This is a genomic window from Vreelandella aquamarina (assembly GCF_044805175.1).
GTDB lineage: Bacteria > Pseudomonadota > Gammaproteobacteria > Pseudomonadales > Halomonadaceae > Vreelandella > Vreelandella aquamarina_B.
Window position 1 is genome coordinate 332,093 of the sequence record NZ_CP085232.1, and the last position, 18,727, is coordinate 350,819.

The 18,727-nt window shown below is 59.4% G+C and carries 19 protein-coding genes; 13 read left to right on the forward strand and 6 right to left on the reverse strand.

From position 1 onward, the window contains the following. The first annotated feature begins 66 nt into the window (after nt 1-66). On the forward strand, nt 67-684 hold the full coding sequence (locus tag LG300_RS01610; RefSeq protein ID WP_404376667.1) for a YitT family protein: 618 nt from the start codon (nt 67-69) through the stop codon (nt 682-684). Between the two features lie 75 nt (nt 685-759). On the opposite strand, the gene LG300_RS01615 is transcribed toward LG300_RS01610, so the two are convergent. Further along, nucleotides 760-3,285, reverse strand: coding sequence for a heavy metal translocating P-type ATPase (locus LG300_RS01615; RefSeq protein ID WP_404376668.1), 2,526 nt, complete (start codon nt 3,283-3,285; stop codon nt 760-762). After that, the gene (locus LG300_RS01620) at nt 3,252-3,695 is read right to left on the reverse strand and encodes a MerR family transcriptional regulator (RefSeq protein ID WP_404377960.1); all 444 of its coding nucleotides are present in this window, start codon (nt 3,693-3,695) and stop codon (nt 3,252-3,254) included. Before LG300_RS01620 ends, LG300_RS01615 begins: the two co-directional genes overlap by 34 nt. A 276-nt stretch (nt 3,696-3,971) precedes the next feature. Between LG300_RS01620 and LG300_RS01625 the strand changes: the two genes are divergently transcribed. The 8 genes from LG300_RS01625 to rimI all read left to right on the forward strand — a co-directional run bounded on the left by LG300_RS01625 (nt 3,972) and on the right by rimI (nt 11,794). Further along, nucleotides 3,972-5,324 carry an OmpP1/FadL family transporter gene (locus LG300_RS01625; RefSeq protein WP_404376670.1) on the forward strand — a complete coding sequence of 451 codons (1,353 nt, stop codon included), beginning with the start codon at nt 3,972-3,974 and terminating at the stop codon, nt 5,322-5,324. A 261-nt stretch (nt 5,325-5,585) separates the two neighbouring features. After that, a protein-coding gene (gene prfB / locus LG300_RS01630; protein ID WP_404376671.1) for a peptide chain release factor 2 occupies nt 5,586-6,684 on the forward strand; the annotation gives its coding sequence in 2 pieces (ribosomal slippage) (nt 5,586-5,660 and nt 5,662-6,684; 1,098 coding nt in all). Nucleotides 6,685-6,717: 33 nt separating this feature from the next. Continuing rightward, on the forward strand, nt 6,718-8,229 hold the full coding sequence (gene lysS / locus LG300_RS01635; RefSeq protein ID WP_404376672.1) for a lysine--tRNA ligase: 1,512 nt from the start codon (nt 6,718-6,720) through the stop codon (nt 8,227-8,229). An 89-nt stretch (nt 8,230-8,318) separates the two neighbouring features. Beyond that, nucleotides 8,319-8,705, forward strand: a complete 387-nt coding sequence (locus tag LG300_RS01640) for a hypothetical protein (RefSeq protein WP_404376673.1) — start codon at nt 8,319-8,321, stop codon at nt 8,703-8,705. Nucleotides 8,706-8,793: 88 nt separating this feature from the next. After that, entirely contained in the window at nt 8,794-10,197 is a 1,404-nt protein-coding gene (locus tag LG300_RS01645) for an MFS transporter (RefSeq protein WP_404376674.1), read from the forward strand. A gap of 40 nt (nt 10,198-10,237) precedes the next feature. Then, nucleotides 10,238-10,546, forward strand: coding sequence for a BolA family protein (locus LG300_RS01650; RefSeq protein ID WP_404376675.1), 309 nt, complete (start codon nt 10,238-10,240; stop codon nt 10,544-10,546). Beyond that, nucleotides 10,543-11,358: a hypothetical protein gene (locus LG300_RS01655; RefSeq protein WP_404376677.1), complete on the forward strand. Its 816-nt coding sequence runs from the start codon at nt 10,543-10,545 to the stop codon at nt 11,356-11,358. The genes LG300_RS01650 and LG300_RS01655 overlap by 4 nt, the downstream gene beginning before the upstream one ends. A 7-nt stretch (nt 11,359-11,365) precedes the next feature. Beyond that, on the forward strand, nt 11,366-11,794 hold the full coding sequence (gene rimI / locus LG300_RS01660) for a ribosomal protein S18-alanine N-acetyltransferase (protein WP_404376678.1): 429 nt from the start codon (nt 11,366-11,368) through the stop codon (nt 11,792-11,794). Here the strand turns inward: rimI and LG300_RS01665 are convergent. After that, nucleotides 11,791-11,985 carry a cell division protein ZapB gene (locus LG300_RS01665; protein ID WP_404376679.1) on the reverse strand — a complete coding sequence of 65 codons (195 nt, stop codon included), beginning with the start codon at nt 11,983-11,985 and terminating at the stop codon, nt 11,791-11,793. The genes rimI and LG300_RS01665 overlap by 4 nt on opposite strands. Nucleotides 11,986-12,105: 120 nt before the next feature. Further along, on the reverse strand, nt 12,106-12,726 hold the full coding sequence (gene rsmD / locus LG300_RS01670; protein ID WP_404376680.1) for a 16S rRNA (guanine(966)-N(2))-methyltransferase RsmD: 621 nt from the start codon (nt 12,724-12,726) through the stop codon (nt 12,106-12,108). A 90-nt stretch (nt 12,727-12,816) separates the two neighbouring features. Between rsmD and ftsY the strand changes: the two genes are divergently transcribed. The 4 genes from ftsY (at nt 12,817) to rpoH (ending at nt 17,060) form a co-directional block, all read left to right on the forward strand. Continuing rightward, nucleotides 12,817-14,214, forward strand: a complete 1,398-nt coding sequence (ftsY, locus tag LG300_RS01675) for a signal recognition particle-docking protein FtsY (RefSeq protein WP_404376682.1) — start codon at nt 12,817-12,819, stop codon at nt 14,212-14,214. Further along, nucleotides 14,211-14,879 (forward strand): cell division ATP-binding protein FtsE, encoded by a 669-nt coding sequence (gene ftsE, locus LG300_RS01680; protein ID WP_404376683.1) that lies wholly within the window; start codon nt 14,211-14,213, stop codon nt 14,877-14,879. Before ftsY ends, ftsE begins: the two co-directional genes overlap by 4 nt. After that, entirely contained in the window at nt 14,876-15,922 is a 1,047-nt protein-coding gene (gene ftsX, locus LG300_RS01685; RefSeq protein ID WP_404376684.1) for a permease-like cell division protein FtsX, read from the forward strand. Before ftsE ends, ftsX begins: the two co-directional genes overlap by 4 nt. Nucleotides 15,923-16,190: 268 nt before the next feature. After that, entirely contained in the window at nt 16,191-17,060 is an 870-nt protein-coding gene (gene rpoH / locus LG300_RS01690) for an RNA polymerase sigma factor RpoH (protein WP_404376685.1), read from the forward strand. An 81-nt stretch (nt 17,061-17,141) separates the two neighbouring features. Here the strand turns inward: rpoH and slmA are convergent, their stop codons facing one another. Then, nucleotides 17,142-17,750, reverse strand: a complete 609-nt coding sequence (gene slmA / locus LG300_RS01695) for a nucleoid occlusion factor SlmA (protein ID WP_404376686.1) — start codon at nt 17,748-17,750, stop codon at nt 17,142-17,144. A gap of 21 nt (nt 17,751-17,771) precedes the next feature. Further along, complete coding sequence (gene argB / locus LG300_RS01700) at nt 17,772-18,671, reverse strand: acetylglutamate kinase (RefSeq protein WP_404376687.1); 900 nt, start codon at nt 18,669-18,671, stop codon at nt 17,772-17,774. Between the last annotated feature and the right edge of the window lie 56 nt (nt 18,672-18,727).

An 18,727-nucleotide genomic window follows, 5' to 3' on the forward strand; every position in this document is an offset into this window, starting at 1 on the left:
CTCCGCTATCCTCGCGTCCTTGGCCGCACAAGCGGCCGCTCGAATCATCCTAAAAAGGACGCACCTATGAATATGGAAGATCTTCCTAAAGACCCTCATAAGCCTTATGAGGACGTCATGGCGATGCTGTTGGGCACGCTGTTTGTCGCGCTGGGGGTAACGTTTTACACCCATGCGGTACTGCTCACCGGCAGCACGGCGGGCATGGCGCTGCTGCTTAACTACCTAACGGGATGGGGGTTCGGCATCTGGTTCTTTGCCATTAACCTGCCGTTCTACTATCTGGCGATTAAGCGCATGGGGTGGAGCTTTACGCTACGCACCTTTGTCGCGATTGGCCTGGTGTCGCTGTTCTCGGAACTTACCCAGGGGTGGGTTACCTTTGCCAATGTGCCTTCGCTTTATGCCGCGTTAATGGGCGGCGCGCTCATGGGAATCGGTATGCTGATGCTGTTTCGCCACCGCACCAGTCTCGGCGGAATCAACATTCTTGCCCTCTACCTGCAGGATAAGCATGGCCTGCGGGCAGGCTATGTGCAGCTCGGCATCGACGCGGTGATCCTGCTGGTGGCGCTCACCCAGCTACCGCTAGACCGTGTGGGCTATTCGGTGCTGGGGGCGCTGATGCTCAACTTGATTATCGCCCTGAACCACAAGCCAGGGCGTTATATCGGGGTTAGCTAAGCGGTTGCTAGTTAAGCCAAAACCACCAGACGATCAAGCCAATGGCTGCGATACCCGCAAGGTTGATCAATAAACTCATACGGCCTCCTGCTGGGTGGGCTTCCATAACCGTAGGCGGTTGGCGTTGCTGACCACGGTGATGGAGGAGAGCGACATGGCCGCGCCGGCAATAATCGGTGACAGCAGCATGCCGGTTACGGGGTAGAGCACACCGGCGGCAATCGGGATGCACAGCACGTTATAGCCAAAGGCGCCTACCAGGTTTTGCTTGATGTTGGTGAGCGTGGCCCGGCTAAGTTCAATCGCTGTGGCCACGCCATGCAGTGAACCGCGCATCAGGGTAATGCCAGCGCTCTCCATGGCGATATCGGTACCCTGGCCAATGGCAAAACCCACGTTGGCCCGGGCCAGCGCGGGGGCGTCGTTAATACCGTCGCCCACCATGCCGACCACTTCGCCCGCCGCTTGGCGGCGCTCAATTTCTGCGTGCTTGTCGTCAGGCGTCATGCCTGCCTTGAACTCGCTAATGCCTACCTCGCGGGCCACCGCAGCGGCGGTATGCTCGTTATCGCCTGTCAGCATCACAACGGTTAACCCATCGTTCTGTAAGCGCTTTACGGCTGCGGCGGCGTCGGTGCGTAGCGGGTCGCTAACGCCGAAGAGGGCGGCCAGCTTGCCGTTGACGGCCAAATAGACCAGCGAGCGCGCCTTGGCTTCCAACTGGCGGATGCTCTCCTCTGCCGGGGAGAGGTCAACACCAGCCTCTTCCAATAAGCGCGCATTGCCTAGCAGCAGCGTGTCATTGGCTTGGCTGGTGCCTTTAACACCGCCGCCGGTCACGCTATCAAAGCTAGCCAGCGTATCGGGGCGGGCGTCGTGCTCGTCGGCGTAGGCTGTCAGCGCTTTGGCAAGGGGGTGCTCCGAGCGGCTCTCTAGGGCGGCCACCCAGGCCAACACTTGGGCGCTATCATCGTGCAGCACCGTTGCCTCGGTCACCCGCGGTTTGCCTTCGGTCAGTGTGCCGGTCTTGTCCACCACCAGCATGGTCAGGCGGCTAGCGGTTTGCAGCGCCTCGCCGCTGCGTACCAGCACGCCATGCTCGGCGGCTTTACCCACACCAATCATGGTGGAAATGGGAGTGGCCAAGCCCAGCGCGCAGGGGCAGGCGATAATCAGCACGGTAGTGGCAGTGACCAGCATATGAATAACCACCGGGGCAGGCCCCAGGTTGTACCAGGCAAGGGCCGTTAGCACCGCAATAATCATCACGGCGGGTACAAATACGCCCGAGATCTTATCGGCCAGCTCGCCAATCGGTGGGCGGGAGTTTTGTGCGCTGGCCACCTGCTCGGTAATGCGCCCCAAACGGGTATCGCGGCCGATGCGCGTGGCGCGGTACACCAAGCTACCGTTACCGTTCACCGTGCCCGCGCTTACGTCATCGTCCGCTGTTTTATGCACGGGCACCGGTTCGCCGGTGAGCATGGATTCATCGATATAGCTCTGGCCGTTGAGTACTACGCCATCCACCGGCAGCCGCTCACCGGGGCGAACGCGAATATGGTCATCCAGCGTTACATCGTCCACCGCGATTTCTTGTTCAACGCCGTCGCGTATCACCCGGGCGGTTTTCTCCTGCAGGTCGAGCAGCCGTTTAAGGGCGCTGCTGGTACGGCCACGGGCGCGTAGCTCCATGGCGTTGCCTAAAAGTATCAGCCCCACGACCATGGCGGAGGCTTCAAAGTAGATGCCCTGGGCCACTTCGGGTAGCCAGGGGGCGAAGAGCACTACCATCATCGAGTAGAGCCAGGCGGTGCCGGTGCCCATGGCCACCAGGGTGTCCATGTTGGCTTGGTGGTGCTTGAGTTGTTTCCAAGCATTGGTGAAAAAGTGCCGCCCAGGAAAGGCCAAAATAGCCAGGGTCAGTAGGCCTATTACTAGCCAATAGAGGCGGCCCAGGCCCATTGGGTGCGGATGGTAAACGAACATGCTCAGCATCAATGGAATCGCAAGGGCAAGCGATAGAATGCTGCCCTTGAGGCGCTGACGGTAGGTTGCCGCTTCCTGGGCTTCACGGGTGCGCTCCGCTTCGCGCATATCCACGATGGGTTCAGCGTGGTAGCCCGCTGCGGCAACGGCGTCAATCAGCGCTTCGCGCTTGGCGCTGCCCGTGACCTGGGCGGTGTGGGTGCCAAAGTTCACAGACGCAGCACTCACCCCAGGGGTATTCGCCAGTGCTTTCTCAACGCTTTTCACGCAGCCCGCACAGGTCATGCCGCTAATCAATAGCCGCTGTTGGGGGGCGTCAGTAGGCGCATTTTGGCCTTCGGCCACCTCGGAAGTTGGGGCCGACTCGGCAGGTAAAGGATCTTCACTCGGCGCTTCATCGGGTGGGTAGCCTGCCTCGCTAAGCGCACTATCTAGCGCGTTGCCATCCAGCGAGCTTGTGACCTCTAGGCGCTTCTCGGCGGGAAACCCCTCCACACTGGCCGACGGATCTTTGGTGTGAATAGCCTCGCGCATACGCTTGACGCAGCCCTGGCAGTTCATGCCGGGCACGGTGCGCGTTAGCGTTTGTGACTGCAGGGGGTGTGACTGCATGGTGCCTCCTCAGGAAAACTTTCGATTAAGCGGCACAGGCTATGGCCGTCGGGGGTGCCATCGGGCATGTCTTGCCAGCTCTCCAACGCCTGCTCCATACGCTGGGCGAGCGCTTCCAGCTCGGCAATCCGTGCGCGTATTTGCGGTAGCCGGTGGGCAAGCAGGTCGCGTACCAGCGGGCAGGGGGAGTCGCCCTGGTCGGCATGGGCCAGGATGTCGCGGATCTCCGCTACGCTAAACCCTAGCTTGCGCGCCCGCTGAATAAAGTGCAGGCGCTCCAGATCCGCAGCGGAATAGAGCTGGTAACCGTTATCAGGGTGCCGTTGGGGCGATAGCAACCCTTCTCGGGTGTAGTGGCGGACGGTTTCCGCGGTGACGTTACCGCGTTTGGCGAGTTCGCCAACTTTCAAATCGCTTAACGACATAACCTCCCCCCAGTTGGTGGTAAACGTTCACACTGCAGTGTAAAACCTTTGGGTAACCCATAGGTCAAGCAGGCGCGAGCGACTCAGTCGAAAGCACTAAAACACTGATTTAAAACGGTCGTGCGACTAATGTATAAGCAAAAAACAAAATAAAACGCTCGTTTGCACTTGAACCGAACCCGTCATTGGGCGAAAACTGAGGTGTAATAACGACGCAGGTGGATGGCTGAGTCCGCCGGATCATAGGAAGAGAGGCCCACAATGCATAATAACTTCAAGAAAGTAACCCTAGCGGCCGCGGTTGCAGCAGTTACCTTTGCTAGCCAAGCCAACGCAGGCGGATATCAAATCAACGAGCAGAGCGTCAGTGGGCAGGGGTATGGCCACGCGGGGCGTAGCTCCAACATACACGACGCCACGATTGTGTACGGTAACCCGGCGGGTATGTCGTTTCTCGACCGTGCACAGATTACAGCGGGCGGTACTTTTTTAAGCGTCGATACGGATATTAGTAATGTCACGGCGAACCGCACCTTGGATGCCGGTGTTGCCCAAGGCGGCGCTCCGGCAGGTGTTCAAGTGCCGGTAGGCGCGATTCCGGGCACTAACGATGGCGATATGGTGCCGGGTACACTGATACCTTTTGCGTTTTATGCCCAGCCCGTGAATGAGCGTCTGGCATTTGGCTTCGGTATTTATGCGCCGTTTGGTTCTAAAACTGAGTATGAAGATACCTTCCAAGGCCGCTATTTCGGTGACTATACCGAGCTGCGCGTGGTGAGCGCCCAGCCAACCGTGTCTTACCGTTTTAACGATCAGTGGTCGGCGGGTATTGGTGTGACATATAACCAGGTGGAAGGCGAGCTGCGTCGTCAATTGCCCACTAGTGCTGCCTTCAATGCCGCCGGTGATGTGGATTCACGAGTGGAGGGCGACGATGACGGCTGGGGCTATAACCTGGGTGTCATTTATCAGCCGGTGCCAGAAACAACGCTGGGCCTGACCTACCGCTCTGCGGTGGAATATGAACTGGAAGGCACCTTCCGCGCGACAGACCCGCTGGGCAACGTGGTACGTGCTGATACCGCTAACCTGGATTTGACCACCCCTGAAACGGTTAACTTCTCGCTGACCCAGCAGATGACCGACCGCTTGAAGCTGATGTTTGGTGCTTCTTGGGTGCGCTGGAGCCAGTTTGAGGAAATTTCGATCTTAGGTAGCCAGGGCAATGAAATCACCAACGAGCAGCAAAACTACTCAAACGCCTGGGCCTTCGCGACGGGCGGCGAGTATCAACTGACGCCGACCTTGGCGCTGCGCGCGGGTGTAACGCTGGACTTCACTCCTACCAATGACCAAGACCGTAGCGTGCGTATCCCGTCTGATGAGCGCCGTATCTTCTCTATCGGTGCCGGCTGGAGTCCGACTCCAGACCTAACGTTGGACTTCGCATACTCTTATCTGACCGAGCGCAGCACTTTTGTTGAGCAAGATCGTCAAGATCTGCTTGCTAGCGCTCAAACGGGTGGTGTCGCCGTCGGTGGTGCTACTTACTCGGCTGACTACAAAAACCAAGCTCACGGCTTCGGTGCCCAGCTGACCTATCGGTTCTGATCGGCTGCTCGCGCTTACTGATCGTTCTTCGACCCATTGACCCGGCTTCGGCCGGGTTTCTTACATGGTGAACGCCTGTCAGGGTGGGTGCGGTCTACGCTGGGTTTCGTTACAATGCGTGCCAGAATATCGCCGCTGGGGTAGCTCGCGCAGGTGTTTAGCACCAAAACCGTGAGCCGCCCCAGCGGCGCCTGTCTCTTTTAAGCCGCGATATAGCGCGCACGAGACTTCGCTATTTACTGACCAAGGCTAGAGCGACCCATGTTGGAAACCAACCCGATTCATCACCAGATCAAGGACCTGTCTGAGCGGACAGACGTTCTTAGGGGGTATCTTTGACTATGCCGAGCGTAAAGATCGGCTAGAAGAAGTCTCCCGCGAACTCGAAGACCCCAATGTCTGGAACGACCCGGACTACGCCCAAAAACTGGGCAAAGAGCGCGCCTCCCTCGAAGCCATCGTGGCGACCATCGACGAGCTAGACCAGGGCCTGGCGGATAGCCGCGACCTGCTGGAACTTGCCGAGATGGAAGAGGATGAAGGCACCGTCGAGGAAGTGCGTAAAGAGCTTAACGGCCTGCAAGACGCTCTGGAAAAGCTCGAGTTTCGCCGTATGTTCTCGGGAGAAATGGACGAGAACAACGCCTACCTGGATATTCAATCGGGGTCCGGTGGCACCGAAGCCCAGGACTGGGCCAATATTCTGCTGCGTATGTACCTGCGCTGGGCAGAGAGCCACGGCTTCAAAACCGAGATCATCGAAATTTCCCCAGGCGAAGTGGCGGGCATCAAATCGGCGTCGCTGCATATCCAGGGCGACCACGCCTTTGGCTGGCTGCGTACGGAAACCGGCGTTCACCGTTTGGTGCGTAAAAGCCCGTTTGACTCCGGCGGTCGCCGCCACACCTCGTTTGCATCGGTGTTTCTGTCGCCGGAAATCGACGACACCTTCGAGGTCGAGATCAATCCCGCCGACCTGCGCGTGGATACCTACCGCTCCAGCGGCGCCGGTGGTCAGCACGTTAACACCACCGACTCAGCGGTGCGGATCACCCACGAGCCGACCGGCATTGTGGTGGCGTGCCAGAGCCAGCGTAGCCAGCACGCGAACCGCGACTTCGCCATGAAACAGTTAAAGGCGAAGCTGTGGGAGTTTGAGATGCAAAAGCGCAATGCGGCCAAGCAGGAAGCGGAAGACTCCAAAGCCGATATCGGTTGGGGTAGCCAAATTCGCTCTTACGTACTGGATGATCAGCGCATTAAAGACCTGCGTACCGGCGTTCAGTCCAGCAACTGCGACAAGGTGCTCGACGGGGATTTAGATCAGTTTATCGTCGCCAGCCTGAAGCAGGGTTTGTAATTTTTTAGCGTTTGAACATGAATAGGGTGCCCGATGGCTAACCAAGACGCGTCTTCTCTCGATAACGAAAATCACCTGATCGCCGAGCGCCGTGCCAAGCTAGCGGCCCGCCGTGAGCGGGCGGCCGAGCAGGGAAAAAGCGCTTTCCCGAACGATTTCCGCCGCGACAGCCTCACCGTTGAGCTGCATAACCTACTGGGCGAGAAAGACAAAGCCGAGCTGGAAGCGCTAAACCACCAAGCGTCGGTGGCCGGGCGCGTGATGCGTAAGCGTGGCCCTTTCATCGTGATTCAGGACGTGGCGGGCCAGATCCAGCTTTACGTGGATAAAAAAGGGCTGCCGGAAGACGTACTGGAAGACATCAAGGGCTGGGATATCGGTGATATCGTCGCCGCCCGTGGTCCGGTGCACAAGTCCGGCAAAGGCGACCTGTACGTGATGATGGTCGAGGCGCAGCTACTGACCAAGAGCTTGCGTCCGTTGCCGGATAAGTTCCACGGCCTGACCGATCAAGAAGCGCGCTACCGCCAGCGTTACGTGGACCTGATCATGAACCCGCAGTCGCGTAAGGTATTCGAGACCCGCGCGGCGGTGATCAGCTCCATGCGTCGCTTCTTTGAAGCCCGTGGCTTTATGGAAGTGGAAACGCCGATGCTGCAGCCGATTCCCGGCGGCGCGGCGGCGCGTCCGTTCATCACTCACCACAATGCGCTGGATATCGATATGTATCTGCGTATTGCGCCGGAGCTTTATTTGAAACGCCTAGTGGTGGGCGGTTTCGAGAAAGTGTTCGAGATCAACCGCAACTTCCGTAACGAAGGTTTGTCCACACGGCACAACCCCGAGTTCACCATGGTGGAGTTCTACTGGGCTTACGCGGATTACCGCGACCTGCTGGACATGACCGAAGCCATGCTGCGCACAGCGGCGCAGGAAGTGCTGGGTACCACTACGATCACGTACCAGGGGGCCAGCTACGACTTCGGCCAGCCCTTCAAGCGCTTGACCTTACGTCAAGCAATTCTTGAGCATGGCGACGGTATTACCGACGCTGACCTGGCGTCGCTGGATGCTGCCCGTGGCTTAGCGGAAAAACTGGGCATTAAGGTCAAAGAGAGCTGGGGGCTGGGTAAAGTTCAAACCGAGATCTTTGAAGAAGTGGCGGAACACAAACTGGACCAGCCCACGTTCATCACTGAATACCCGGCAGAAGTCAGCCCGCTGGCACGTCGTAACGATGCGGACCCCTTCGTGACCGATCGCTTTGAGTTCTTCGTCGGTGGCCGCGAGATTGCCAACGGCTTCTCGGAGCTAAACGACGCCGAAGACCAGGCAGAGCGCTTCCGCGAGCAGGCCGCCGAGAAAGACGCCGGTGACCTGGAAGCCATGTATTACGATGCCGACTACGTGCGTGCGCTGGAGTACGGCCTGCCGCCCACGGCGGGCGAGGGCATCGGTATTGACCGTTTGGTAATGCTGTTTACCGACAGCCCCTCCATTCGTGATGTACTGCTGTTTCCGGCCATGCGCCCCGAGGTGGATTAACGCTCAACCAAGCGGTAGCGGACGAAAAGTTGGTAAGGGCGCGATTTAGCGCCCATAATGGTCCACGTTTCGACGGCGAGGAGAATCCCATGAAACTGCTAAATCGCTCTGCCCTGAGCGTCAGGCCGACCCAGACCTTTGTGGACTGGATCAATGCGCTCGAACCCACCCTGGGAGACGACGACCTGACCCTGGACGACGTCGAACGTGAAAGTACGGTATACCTGATCCCCGAGATGGACACGCCCGAGGCGTTAGAGACGTTTGTCCGCGAGCGCCATGTGGAGATCCTGGAGACCGAGCTGCGCGCCTGGGAAGAGGATGAGCGCCAGTGGCCAGAAAAATTAGATTGGTCGCTATTCCAGGACTTCCTGCGCGTGGAGCACAGTTACTTGGCCATTGACCTGGACGACGAGACCGCCCTGGAAATCTCGGATGTTGACGACGCGCTGCTGCTCGACAACGAACAAGATTAGCGTGCTACTATTTTAGCGTAAGCGCACAGTGAAACCGGCTTCGGCCGGTTTCGCCGTTTGTAAGGGGTCTGTTTAGGAATTCACTACCATGCGACTGTTTGAAACCCGCCCCGGCGACGATGGGCTGCCAGGGCCTGAGCGCCTGCTCGCCGTGTTGGCGCTGGTCACCGGCACGTTGATGGCGGTGGTCGATACCACCATGATCAACCTCGCCCTGCCCACCATTGCCGCCGATCTGAATGTGCCGGCCTCCAGGGCGGTATGGGTTACCAACCTGTTTCAAGTGGTATGCGCCGCCTTCCTGCTAGTGTTTGCCGGTATCAGCGAGCTAGTTACCCGCAGGCGGCTCTATTTGTTTGGCCTTGGGACGTTTGTGGCGGCCGCGCTGGGGGCAGCGCTGTCGCGCAATTTAGAAACGTTGCTGGTGTTTCGCGCGCTGCAAGGTTTGGGGGCGGCGGCGACGCTCTCCATTGGGCCGTCGCTCTATCGCGCTATTTTTCCTTCCCGCTTGTTAGGCAGCGCGCTTGGCCTCAGTGCCCTCGTGGTAGCGGGTGGCTATGCCGCAGGCCCCACGTTAAGCGGGGTTATCCTCTCGTTTGTGGAGTGGCCGTGGCTGTTTGCGCTTAACGTGCCCCTTGGAGTGTGCTCGCTCTGGCTGGCTAGCCGGGCGCTGCCACGGGAGACGCCTCGCCAGGGCAGCTTCGATACGCTGGGGGCGCTCTACTCCATGCTGATGCTGGCGAGTTTTTTTATTGCCATGGATGCCGTCGGCCACGCTGCACCACTCTGGCAAAGCGGCGGCTGGGCAATATTAGCGGTAGGGGCCTGCGCGCTGTTTATTCATCGCCAGCGCCGCGCGCCTTACCCGCTGCTGCCGCTGAGTGTGTTTGCCGAGAAGCGCTTTACGCTGGCGGTCTCGGCATCTGGCCTGGCGTTTATCGGCCAGGGACTCACTTTTGTGGCGCTATCGTTTTTCTACCAGGAGCAGATGGGCTTTTCGCCGCTGGAAACCGCTTGGCTATTCACGCCGTGGCCGCTGGCGATCATGCTGGTGGGGCCGCTGGCAGGGCGGTTGGCGGATCGGGTTAATCCCAGCCTGCTGTCCAGTGCCGGGCTGATACTGCTGACGATTGGCCTGGTCGCACTGGCATTGGTGGATGAGAGCACCGGCGTGGCGGGTAGCCTGTGGCGCACGGCGCTGTGCGGAATCGGGTTCGGGCTTTTTCAGCCGCCGAATAACCGCGAAATGATGGGCAGCCTACCGCCGGAGCGCAGTGCCAACGTGTCTGGGGTGATGAGTACCACACGCACGGTGGGGCAGTCGTTTGGTGTCGCACTGGTAGGAGCGGCGCTGGCACTGGGCTCGCCAATTCAGGTCACGCTCTGGCTAGGTGCGGGCACTACCGTGTTGGCACTGCTGGTGAGCCTGTCGCGGGTGTCGCTCGCCCAGCGGGCGCTGGATGAGCGGCGGGCATCGTCTGTTGGGAAGTAAGGGCGTACAATAAGCCGGTTGCTGACTGAAGGAGAGTCCCATGGCGATACAGACACAGATAGAGCAGAAATTGGCGGCACTAGCCCCCGAGGTGCTCCAGGTCGAAAACGAGAGCCACATGCACAATGTACCGGCCAACTCTGAAACTCACTTCAAAGTGACGCTGGTAAGCGATAGCTTCGATGGCATGATGCCGGTCAAGCGCCACCAACAAATTTACGCTCTGCTGGCTGATGAACTGTCCGGTCCGGTGCACGCCCTGGCGCTGCACCTCTACACACCCAAAGAGTGGCAGGCACGGGGCGGTGAGCGCCCAAGTTCTCCTAACTGCCGTGGCGGCGGCCAGTGACCCCAGAGGTTATTCGCCGGCACTACCTGGATGCCATGGGCATTACCGCCTGGGCATCCCGTTATCAGCTGCCCAACGCCCGCCCGACGGAAGCCTGCGAGTGGGAAGAAACACCGGCCAAAACACCCCCTCGGGAGCGGTTGCATGCGCTGCTGGACGACGCCCCAGCACCGCGACTGCACAGTCAGCCCGGCGCTGGTGAACCAGGCACCTCTTCCCCAGCGGCTTCACCCTCGGCCATCAAGGCGCTACTGGGTAACACACCTGCCCCTGAGCCGCCGTTGGAAACGAGCACAGCCCCCGAGCCCCGTTCGCTTCCCGCCGAACCCGTTAAGCCGCTTGATTTTAGCCTCTCCTGCCTGTGCATAGGCGGGCGCTGGCTTAACGTTTGTGAAGGGGAAATGACGCCAGTTGAACAACAGCTACTCGCCAATATATTGCGGGCGGCGGGCGTACTCAGCGGTGCATTGCCAGCAGTGACCTACTTCAAATGGCCGCCCATGGTGACTGCGTTCACCCCGGAAGAACCCCTAGAAGAGGCCCAGGAAGGCGTCGCGGCGTTTATCGCTGGTATCTCCAGTCGCCAAGGCTGGCAGTTGGAGAAAGTGCTCTGGTGGGGATCGGAAGAGGCCGCGCTAACTTCCCCCTTTGCGCGGGTGCTGGCGGTTGCCAACGGGCAGAGTCAAACCCTGGAGCTGCCGGTATGGCAAGGCCCTGCCTTGGCGTCACTGACCCAGCAGGCCAGCGCTAAACGCGCGCTATGGCCACGGCTGGTTGCCTTGGGTAAGCAGTGGGGTAGTGATGATCAGTAGGCTTAGCGTGGAGCATAGGGCTCAGCTACACGACGTAGAAGCCGCCGCACACAGCGGGGCAAGCCCGCAGCAGTTGGACGAAGCGCTGGCCGATGGGCAGGCTTGGGTAGTGGGCGACTGGCAGGAAGCTGCGCTAGAGGGCTATGCACTGGTGGCTAAACTGCCGTTTGACGCAGAGCTGCAGGCCATCGGCGTGCTGCCCGCCCGCCAAGGGCAGGGGATAGGCCAGCGGCTGCTTAATGAAGCGGTTGCGGTGGCGAAACGGTGGCAAGCGGAGCGGCTACTGCTGGAGGTGCGCGCCGGTAACCAGCGGGCTATTGCGCTGTATCGGCAGGCGGGGTTTGAAGAGGATGGCTGTCGGAAGGGGTACTACCCGGCCGCTAACGGCGCGACCGGGCGGGAGGATGCGCTGTTAATGTCGCTGAAGTTGGATTAAGCGTCGCTGCTGGTATCCATGCCGTCGAACTTGCTGAGTACGCCCTGTAAACGGCGCTCCCACTCTTCGCGCTCCTGTTTGAGCTGAGCGTTCTCGTTGCGTAACTCTTCGTTTTCCAGCTTCATCATCTCCAACGCCTCAACGGTGTCGGTGACTTTCTGTTCTAATTGATTGAAAAGCTCAAGGCTCATGCCTACCTCCGGTAACTAGCGGCAGGCGATGGCCCGCCGCGATGGGAATAAAAAAGAGTGATAAGAAAAGTGTATCCGGTTAGGCGAGCGTAACGCCGCTGCAAGGCGGCGGCAAGCGCTTTAGGCGGGGACGCGTTGATAGAGCCTGGCAATACTTTCGCCCGCCTGGGTTTCTCGGTATAGCTGCCAGTTAGCCGGTACCGTTGGCGTTAGGCTCTGCTCGGTTTCCAGGTAGATCATCGCATCGCTGGCCAGCCAACCGCCCGCTTCCAGGGCGGTACAGCAAGGGGCTGCCAAACCCTGGTGGAAGGGCGGATCGAGAAAGACAAGGTCGACAGGCTGGCCTTGCCGTGCCAGAAATGCCTGTGCATCGGCGGTCTCTACCTGCCCCTGGGACGCACCGAGGGTAGCGAGGTTGTCACGAATCAACGCCGCGACGTGAGTATCGCGCTCGACAAAGATAACCTGCGATGCCCCCCGTGAGAGCGACTCAATCCCCAGGGCGCCGGTACCCGCAAACAGGTCAAGCACCTGCTTGCCATACAGTGCCTGGCCAAGCCAGTTAAACAGCGTTTCACGCACGCGGTCCGGCGTAGGGCGCAGGCCCGGATGGTCGAGCACCGGTAGCTGGCGGCGGCGAAAATCGCCGCCGATAATCCGCAGTTTACCCGGCGGCTTGGAAGGCCCGCGCCGGGCAGCCGACGTGCGAACGGATGAGCGAGAGGAGCGTTGTCTTTTCATAACGCGGATTGTAGCGGGCTGCTTATCCAAAGTCTTGGCCTGCGGTGGTAGGATAATCGCAATGTTCACCTATTTAGTCGGATGACACCTATGTTCGGTTTTTTCAAACGTAAGAAAAAGCACGACTCCCAGCAGGAGCCACAGGACGCCCAGGAGCAGCCAGCGCTGCCGGATGAGCCCGAAGGTACTTCTGACAAGGAGGTTACCTCTGGCGCTGACGCCTCCGCTTCCGCCGAGACACAGGCCAGGGGGGAAGAGGCGCTGCCGTCTGAGCCGTTGGTAGAGCCGTCGGTAGACGATGTGCCAAAGCCCGAGCCGGAAAGCGAAGCTGAGCCGTCTGAAGCGCTGGCTCAGGAGCAGGCTCCCGAACCGGTGGCCAAAGAGGACGTTCAGCCTACGGTGGTAGACGAGGAGGTAACGCCCGCGCCGGTCACGGAAACTGTGCCAGAGCCAGAGCCAGAGCCAGAGCCAGAGCCAGAGCCAGAGCCAGAGCCAGCCGAGAAGCCCGCGCTGCAAGAGAAGCCGGTATCGGATAAGGGCGAAAAGAAAGGCTGGTTTGCCCGCATTAAGGCCGGCCTGGGGAAAACCCGCGCCAATCTCACCGATGGCCTTGCCGACCTGTTCCTTGGCAAAAAGCATATTGACGACGAGCTGCTGGAAGATTTGGAAACCCAGCTGCTCATGGCCGATGTGGGTATCGAAGCGACGAGCGAGATCATCGAGCGCCTTGAGGCACGGGTTTCCCGCAAAGAGCTGAATAATCCCGAAGCGCTCTATCGCGGCCTGCAGGAGGAGCTGGCCGCGCTGCTGGCCCCCGTGTCGGAGCCGCTCAGCTTTGAGAAAGAGAGTGACGGCCCCTTCGTGATTCTCGTGGTGGGGGTCAACGGCGTGGGTAAAACCACCACCATCGGCAAGCTGACTCAGCGTTTTCAGCGCGAAGGCAAGAGCGTCATGTTGGCAGCCGGGGATACCTTCCGTGCGGCGGCGGTGGAACAGCTTAAAGTGTGGGGCGAACGCAACAGCGTACCGGTCATTGCCCAGCATACGGGGGCGGATAGCGCCTCGGTGATTTACGACGCGGTGGCGGCCGCTAAAGCTCGCGGCGTAGATGTACTGATTGCTGACACCGCCGGGCGGCTGCACAACAAGAGCCACCTAATGGAAGAGCTGAAAAAAGTGCACCGCGTGATGCAAAAGCTGGATGACACGGCGCCTCATGAGGTGATGCTGGTGCTGGATGCGGGCACGGGCCAGAACGCGATTTCCCAGGCCACTACCTTTAACGAGGCGGTACCGATTAGCGGCATTACCCTGACCAAGCTGGATGGCACCGCCAAAGGTGGGATTATTTTTGCCCTGGCGAAGCAGTTGGAAACGCCGATCCGCTTTATCGGCGTGGGCGAGGGGCTGGATGACCTTCGCCCCTTCAACGCTAACGACTTTGTTAACGCGCTGTTCGACCGCCCAGGGGATGATGGTCGCGCATGATTGCCTTTGAGCATGTGGGGAAGCGCTATGGAGGGCGCTTCGAGGCGCTGGCGCACCTGAATTTTCGCGTTGCAAGAGGCGAGATGGTATTCCTCACCGGCCACTCCGGTGCGGGTAAAAGCTCGCTGCTGCGGCTGATTATGCGCCTGGAAAAGCCCAGCCGTGGCCGGGTGGTGGTGGCAGGGCACGATATCGCCCAGCTCCACGCCAGCCAGGTGCCGTTTTACCGCCGCCAGATTGGCGTGGTGTTTCAGGACCACCAACTGCTGTTTGATCGCAGCGTGTTCCATAACGTTTCGCTGCCGTTAGAGATTCAGGGCGTTGAGCCTCGTGAAACGGCGCGGCGGGTGCGGGCCGCGCTGGATAAAGTGGGGCTTTTGCACCGAGAAAAGGCCCTGCCCATTGAGCTTTCCGGCGGTGAGCAGCAGCGCGTGGGCATCGCCCGCGCCGTGGTCAACAAGCCCGCCCTGCTGCTCGCCGATGAGCCCACCGGTAATCTAGACCCGCAGCTCTCAGCCGATATCATGGCGCTGTTCGAAGACTTTAACCGTATTGGCACCACGGTGATGATTGCTAGCCACGATTTAGCGCTGATTGCCCGCCTACGCCATCGTATTCTTCGCCTGCAGGATGGCCGCCTGGTGGCCGATGAAGGAGCCGTATGACGCGCTCAGCCAATACCCGCCAAAGCGGTGCCGCCCCTCGGGGGAAGCGCCACACGCCCAAACCCACCGGGCCAGCCTCGGAAAAAGCCCCACGCAGCGGAGCGCGCTCCCAGCAAACCCGTTTTAGCAGCCGCCTACGCGCTTGGGGGCGGCACCATCGGGCTATGGCGCTGGATAGCCTCTATCGGCTAGTACGCCACCCGCTGGGTAACTTGCTCACGATGCTGGCGATTGCCATTGCCCTGGTGCTCCCCGCCGCGCTGTGGCTTACCCTGGATAGCGCTAAACTGCTGGATGCGGAGCTGGACGAAAGCGCCACACTCACCGTCTACCTGGAAATGGACATTGATGAAGCGCAGGCGGCGCGGATTGAGGAAGCCGTTGCCGCCGATGAAGGCGTTGCCGGGACGCGTCTGATTAGCCCCGAGCAAGGCATGGCGGATTTTCAGCAGTCGCTGGGGATCGACGATACCCTCGCAGGGCTTGACGATAATCCGCTCCCCGCAAGCATCGTCATTTCCCCGCGAAATGTGGACCCCGAGGCCATGGCCGGGCTAGCCCAGCGGTTAGAGGGGCTGTCCGGTATTGATGAAGTGCGCGTCGATTTAGCCTGGGTAGAGCGGTTGCGCCACTTAGCGGATCTAGGCCGTCGCGTAGCGCTGGCGCTAGGCGTGCTATTTGGATTCGGCGTGTTGTTGGTGGTGGGAAACACCATCCGACTGGCGGTGGAGAGTCGCCGCCGAGAGATCGAAGTGGTGATGCTGATTGGGGCCACCCACGCCTTTGTGCGGCGGCCTTTCCTGTACAGCGGTGCCTGGTACGGGGTTGGCGGTGGACTGCTGGCTCTGGGCCTTCTCGGGCTGGGCAACCACTGGCTCTCCCTCCCGGTAGAGGCGCTGGCGGCTAGCTACGGTGCCAGCTTTACCTTGCCGCAGCTAGACGTGACAGGCTCTACAATTCTGCTATCTTGCAGTACACTACTCGGCTGGCTGGGCGCATGGCTTGCCGTAACGCGCCATCTCTCCAGCATTCGTCCGCGCTAACGCATGTAGGCAGTTTGTATGTCATGATAAGTTATGTGTCATGTTAGGTTTACATGCGGGGCATACATTGAGCAGTATGCTGTGTGATGCGGGTGATAAACGGGGATTTCCACCCTGTTTTGCGACTGATGCAGTGAATGCAACGGTCGTTTGAACCTTGAGCTTCAATTAAGGTCTTAAGAGTTAATTCAAGACGTTCAGGCAGTACGTTTACGGCGTTAGGCCAGTACGTCAACCACGATAGGTTTTAAGGGAGACCATCTGCAACATGAGCACTAGTCTTCTACCGGTGGGACAGCTTTCACCAGGCAATGACCTGGGAGGCTACATTCAAGCGGTTAACGGCATCGCTGTGCTGAGCGTGGAGGAGGAGCGCGAGCTAGCGTTCCGCCTTTACGATGAAGGCGATCTGGAAGCGGCCCGCCGTTTGGTGCTTTCGCACCTACGGTTCGTGGTGCACATTGCCCGCAGTTATTCAGGTTATGGTCTGCCGCAAGCGGACCTGATCCAGGAAGGTAACGTTGGTTTGATGAAGGCGGTCAAGCGTTTCGACCCCAACCAGGGCGTTCGCTTGGTGTCGTTTGCCGTGCACTGGATCAAGGCAGAGATTCACGAGTTTGTGCTGCGTAACTGGCGCATCGTTAAAATCGCCACCACCAAAGCCCAGCGCAAGCTGTTCTTCAACCTGCGTAGCGCGAAAAAGCGTTTGGCATGGCTGAATAACGATGAAGTCGATGCCATCGCTAAAGACCTTGATGTGAAGCCCGAAGTCGTGCGCGATATGGAAGGCCGCCTCTCGGCGTTTGATGCAGGCTACGACGCCTCGCCCAGCGACGATGAGGAGAGTACTTACCAAGCGCCTGCCTACTTCCTTGACGATGCCTCCGCCGATCCGGCGGCCCAGCTAGAGGATAGCGACTTTGAAGAGGACTCCACCCGCCGCTTGCAGCTGGCGCTGAAAGAGCTGGATGAGCGCTCCCGGGACATTCTGCAGCGTCGTTGGCTCACCGATGATAAAGCCACGCTGCACGACTTGGCCGATGTATACGGCGTTAGTGCCGAGCGTATCCGCCAGCTTGAGAAGAACGCCATGAAGAAGCTGCGCCAAAAAATGGGCGACGCCGCCATCGCGGCATAATTCGCTTGGCTAGGCCAGCGCAGTTAAACGCCCCGAAGGTGCTACCTTCGGGGCGTTTTGTTTGGGCTTGTGGCGTTACGGTTAGGCTAGTTGAGGAGTGTCTCTCAGTAATTGTCCGGAAAGCAGCGTCCACTGGTCCTCCCAGTACTCGGTAGGCAGGCGTTTAAAATCGCTGCGTACATATTGGGAAATACGCCCTTCGGCCTGGGCAATCAGTAGGTTGGCTGCTGCCGAGGCAGAAATGCTGGTACGCACCCCTTCGCGCAGCTCGGCCTCCCGCAGCACCTGCTTGAGTTGGGTTTCCAAACGCTCAAACAGCTGATGCACCCGCTGGCGAAGCCGTGCGGTTTCGCCGGTCAGCACATCGCCCCCTAGCACCCTGGCAAGCCCGGGGTTCTTCTCAGCGAACCCTAGCAGTAGCGATAAAATCGTACCGCAGCGGGTGGAGGCATCAGGGATATCGTCAAGGATGCGGGTAATACGCGCGAAAATGCTCTCTTCGATGAAGTCGATCAATCCCTCAAACATGCGCGCCTTGCTGGGAAAGTGGCGGTAAAGCGCCGCTTCGGAAACACCTACTTGCCGAGCCAGCGCAGCCGTCGTGACCCGCTTGCCGCTGTCCTCTTCCAGCATAATGGCTAACGCCTGCAGAATTTGCTCGCGGCGGCGGGGTTTGCGATCGTCACTCATGACTCTTGCCCTCCGTCGCGGTTATCCTGCGTCAGTGATTAGGGTACCTACCCCGGCATTGGTAAAGATTTCCAGCAGCACGGCGTGGGGGACGCGACCATCAATAATATGGGCGCTATTCACGCCGCCTTTTACTGCGTCCAGCGCGCAGCGGATTTTGGGCAGCATACCGCCGTAAATAGTGCCATCGGCAATCAGGCCGTCTACCTGGGTGGTGGTAAGCCCCGTTAGCACCTTGCCTTCACTGTTCATCAGGCCTGCCACGTTGGTCAGCAGCATCAGCTTTTCAGCGTTTAGCGCTTCGGCCAGCTTGCCTGCCACCAGGTCGGCATTGATGTTGTAGCTGTTGCCTTTGTCATCCACGCCGATGGGGGCGATGACCGGAATAAAGTCCCGAGCGGCCAGCATCTCGATCAGGTCGGTGGAGATCGACTCCACTTCGCCCACATGGCCGATATCGATAATTTCCGGCGCGGTCATCTCCGGGCTCTGGTGCTCTACCTTCAGCTGGCGGGCGCGAATCTGAGCGCCATCTTTGCCGGTGAGGCCAATCGCCTTGCCGCCGCTCTGGTTGATCAGATTGACGATGCTCTTGTTCACCAGGCCGCCCAGCACCATCTCGACCACGTCCATGGTTTGCGAGTCGGTGACCCGCATACCATTCACGAAGCGGGATTCGATATTGAGCTTCTCCAGCAGGCTGCCGATTTGCGGGCCGCCGCCGTGAACCACTACCGGATTAATGCCAACTTCCTTCATCAACACGATGTTACGAGCAAATGAGTCGATCAGCGTGTCTTCGGTCATGGCGTTGCCGCCATATTTAACGACAACGGTTTTACCGGAAAATTGCTGAATATAGGGGAGGGCTTCTGACAGCACCTCCACAACGACCTGGGGGTCGCGGCTAGCTGAACTCATGACGTTGTCCCTTTGCTCTTTTTAATGTCTGTTACGTTGCTAGGCGCTTACGCGCT

Excerpts from the sequence above, each read along its gene's own strand:
- ftsY (WP_404376682.1), top strand. The coding sequence starts at position 12,817 with ATGTTCGGTTTTTTCAAACGTAAGAAAAAGCACGACTCCCAGCAGGAG.
- rsmD (WP_404376680.1), bottom strand. The coding sequence starts at position 12,726 with ATGAAAAGACAACGCTCCTCTCGCTCATCCGTTCGCACGTCGGCTGCC.
- LG300_RS01650 (WP_404376675.1), top strand. The coding sequence starts at position 10,238 with ATGGCGATACAGACACAGATAGAGCAGAAATTGGCGGCACTAGCCCCC.
- LG300_RS01610 (WP_404376667.1), top strand. The coding sequence starts at position 67 with ATGAATATGGAAGATCTTCCTAAAGACCCTCATAAGCCTTATGAGGAC.
- LG300_RS01640 (WP_404376673.1), top strand. The coding sequence starts at position 8,319 with ATGAAACTGCTAAATCGCTCTGCCCTGAGCGTCAGGCCGACCCAGACC.
- lysS (WP_404376672.1), top strand. The coding sequence starts at position 6,718 with ATGGCTAACCAAGACGCGTCTTCTCTCGATAACGAAAATCACCTGATC.
- slmA (WP_404376686.1), bottom strand. The coding sequence starts at position 17,750 with ATGAGTGACGATCGCAAACCCCGCCGCCGCGAGCAAATTCTGCAGGCG.
- LG300_RS01625 (WP_404376670.1), top strand. The coding sequence starts at position 3,972 with ATGCATAATAACTTCAAGAAAGTAACCCTAGCGGCCGCGGTTGCAGCA.
- argB (WP_404376687.1), bottom strand. The coding sequence starts at position 18,671 with ATGAGTTCAGCTAGCCGCGACCCCCAGGTCGTTGTGGAGGTGCTGTCA.
- LG300_RS01615 (WP_404376668.1), bottom strand. The coding sequence starts at position 3,285 with ATGCAGTCACACCCCCTGCAGTCACAAACGCTAACGCGCACCGTGCCC.
- LG300_RS01665 (WP_404376679.1), bottom strand. The coding sequence starts at position 11,985 with ATGAGCCTTGAGCTTTTCAATCAATTAGAACAGAAAGTCACCGACACC.
- ftsE (WP_404376683.1), top strand. The coding sequence starts at position 14,211 with ATGATTGCCTTTGAGCATGTGGGGAAGCGCTATGGAGGGCGCTTCGAG.
- rpoH (WP_404376685.1), top strand. The coding sequence starts at position 16,191 with ATGAGCACTAGTCTTCTACCGGTGGGACAGCTTTCACCAGGCAATGAC.
- ftsX (WP_404376684.1), top strand. The coding sequence starts at position 14,876 with ATGACGCGCTCAGCCAATACCCGCCAAAGCGGTGCCGCCCCTCGGGGG.
- LG300_RS01645 (WP_404376674.1), top strand. The coding sequence starts at position 8,794 with ATGCGACTGTTTGAAACCCGCCCCGGCGACGATGGGCTGCCAGGGCCT.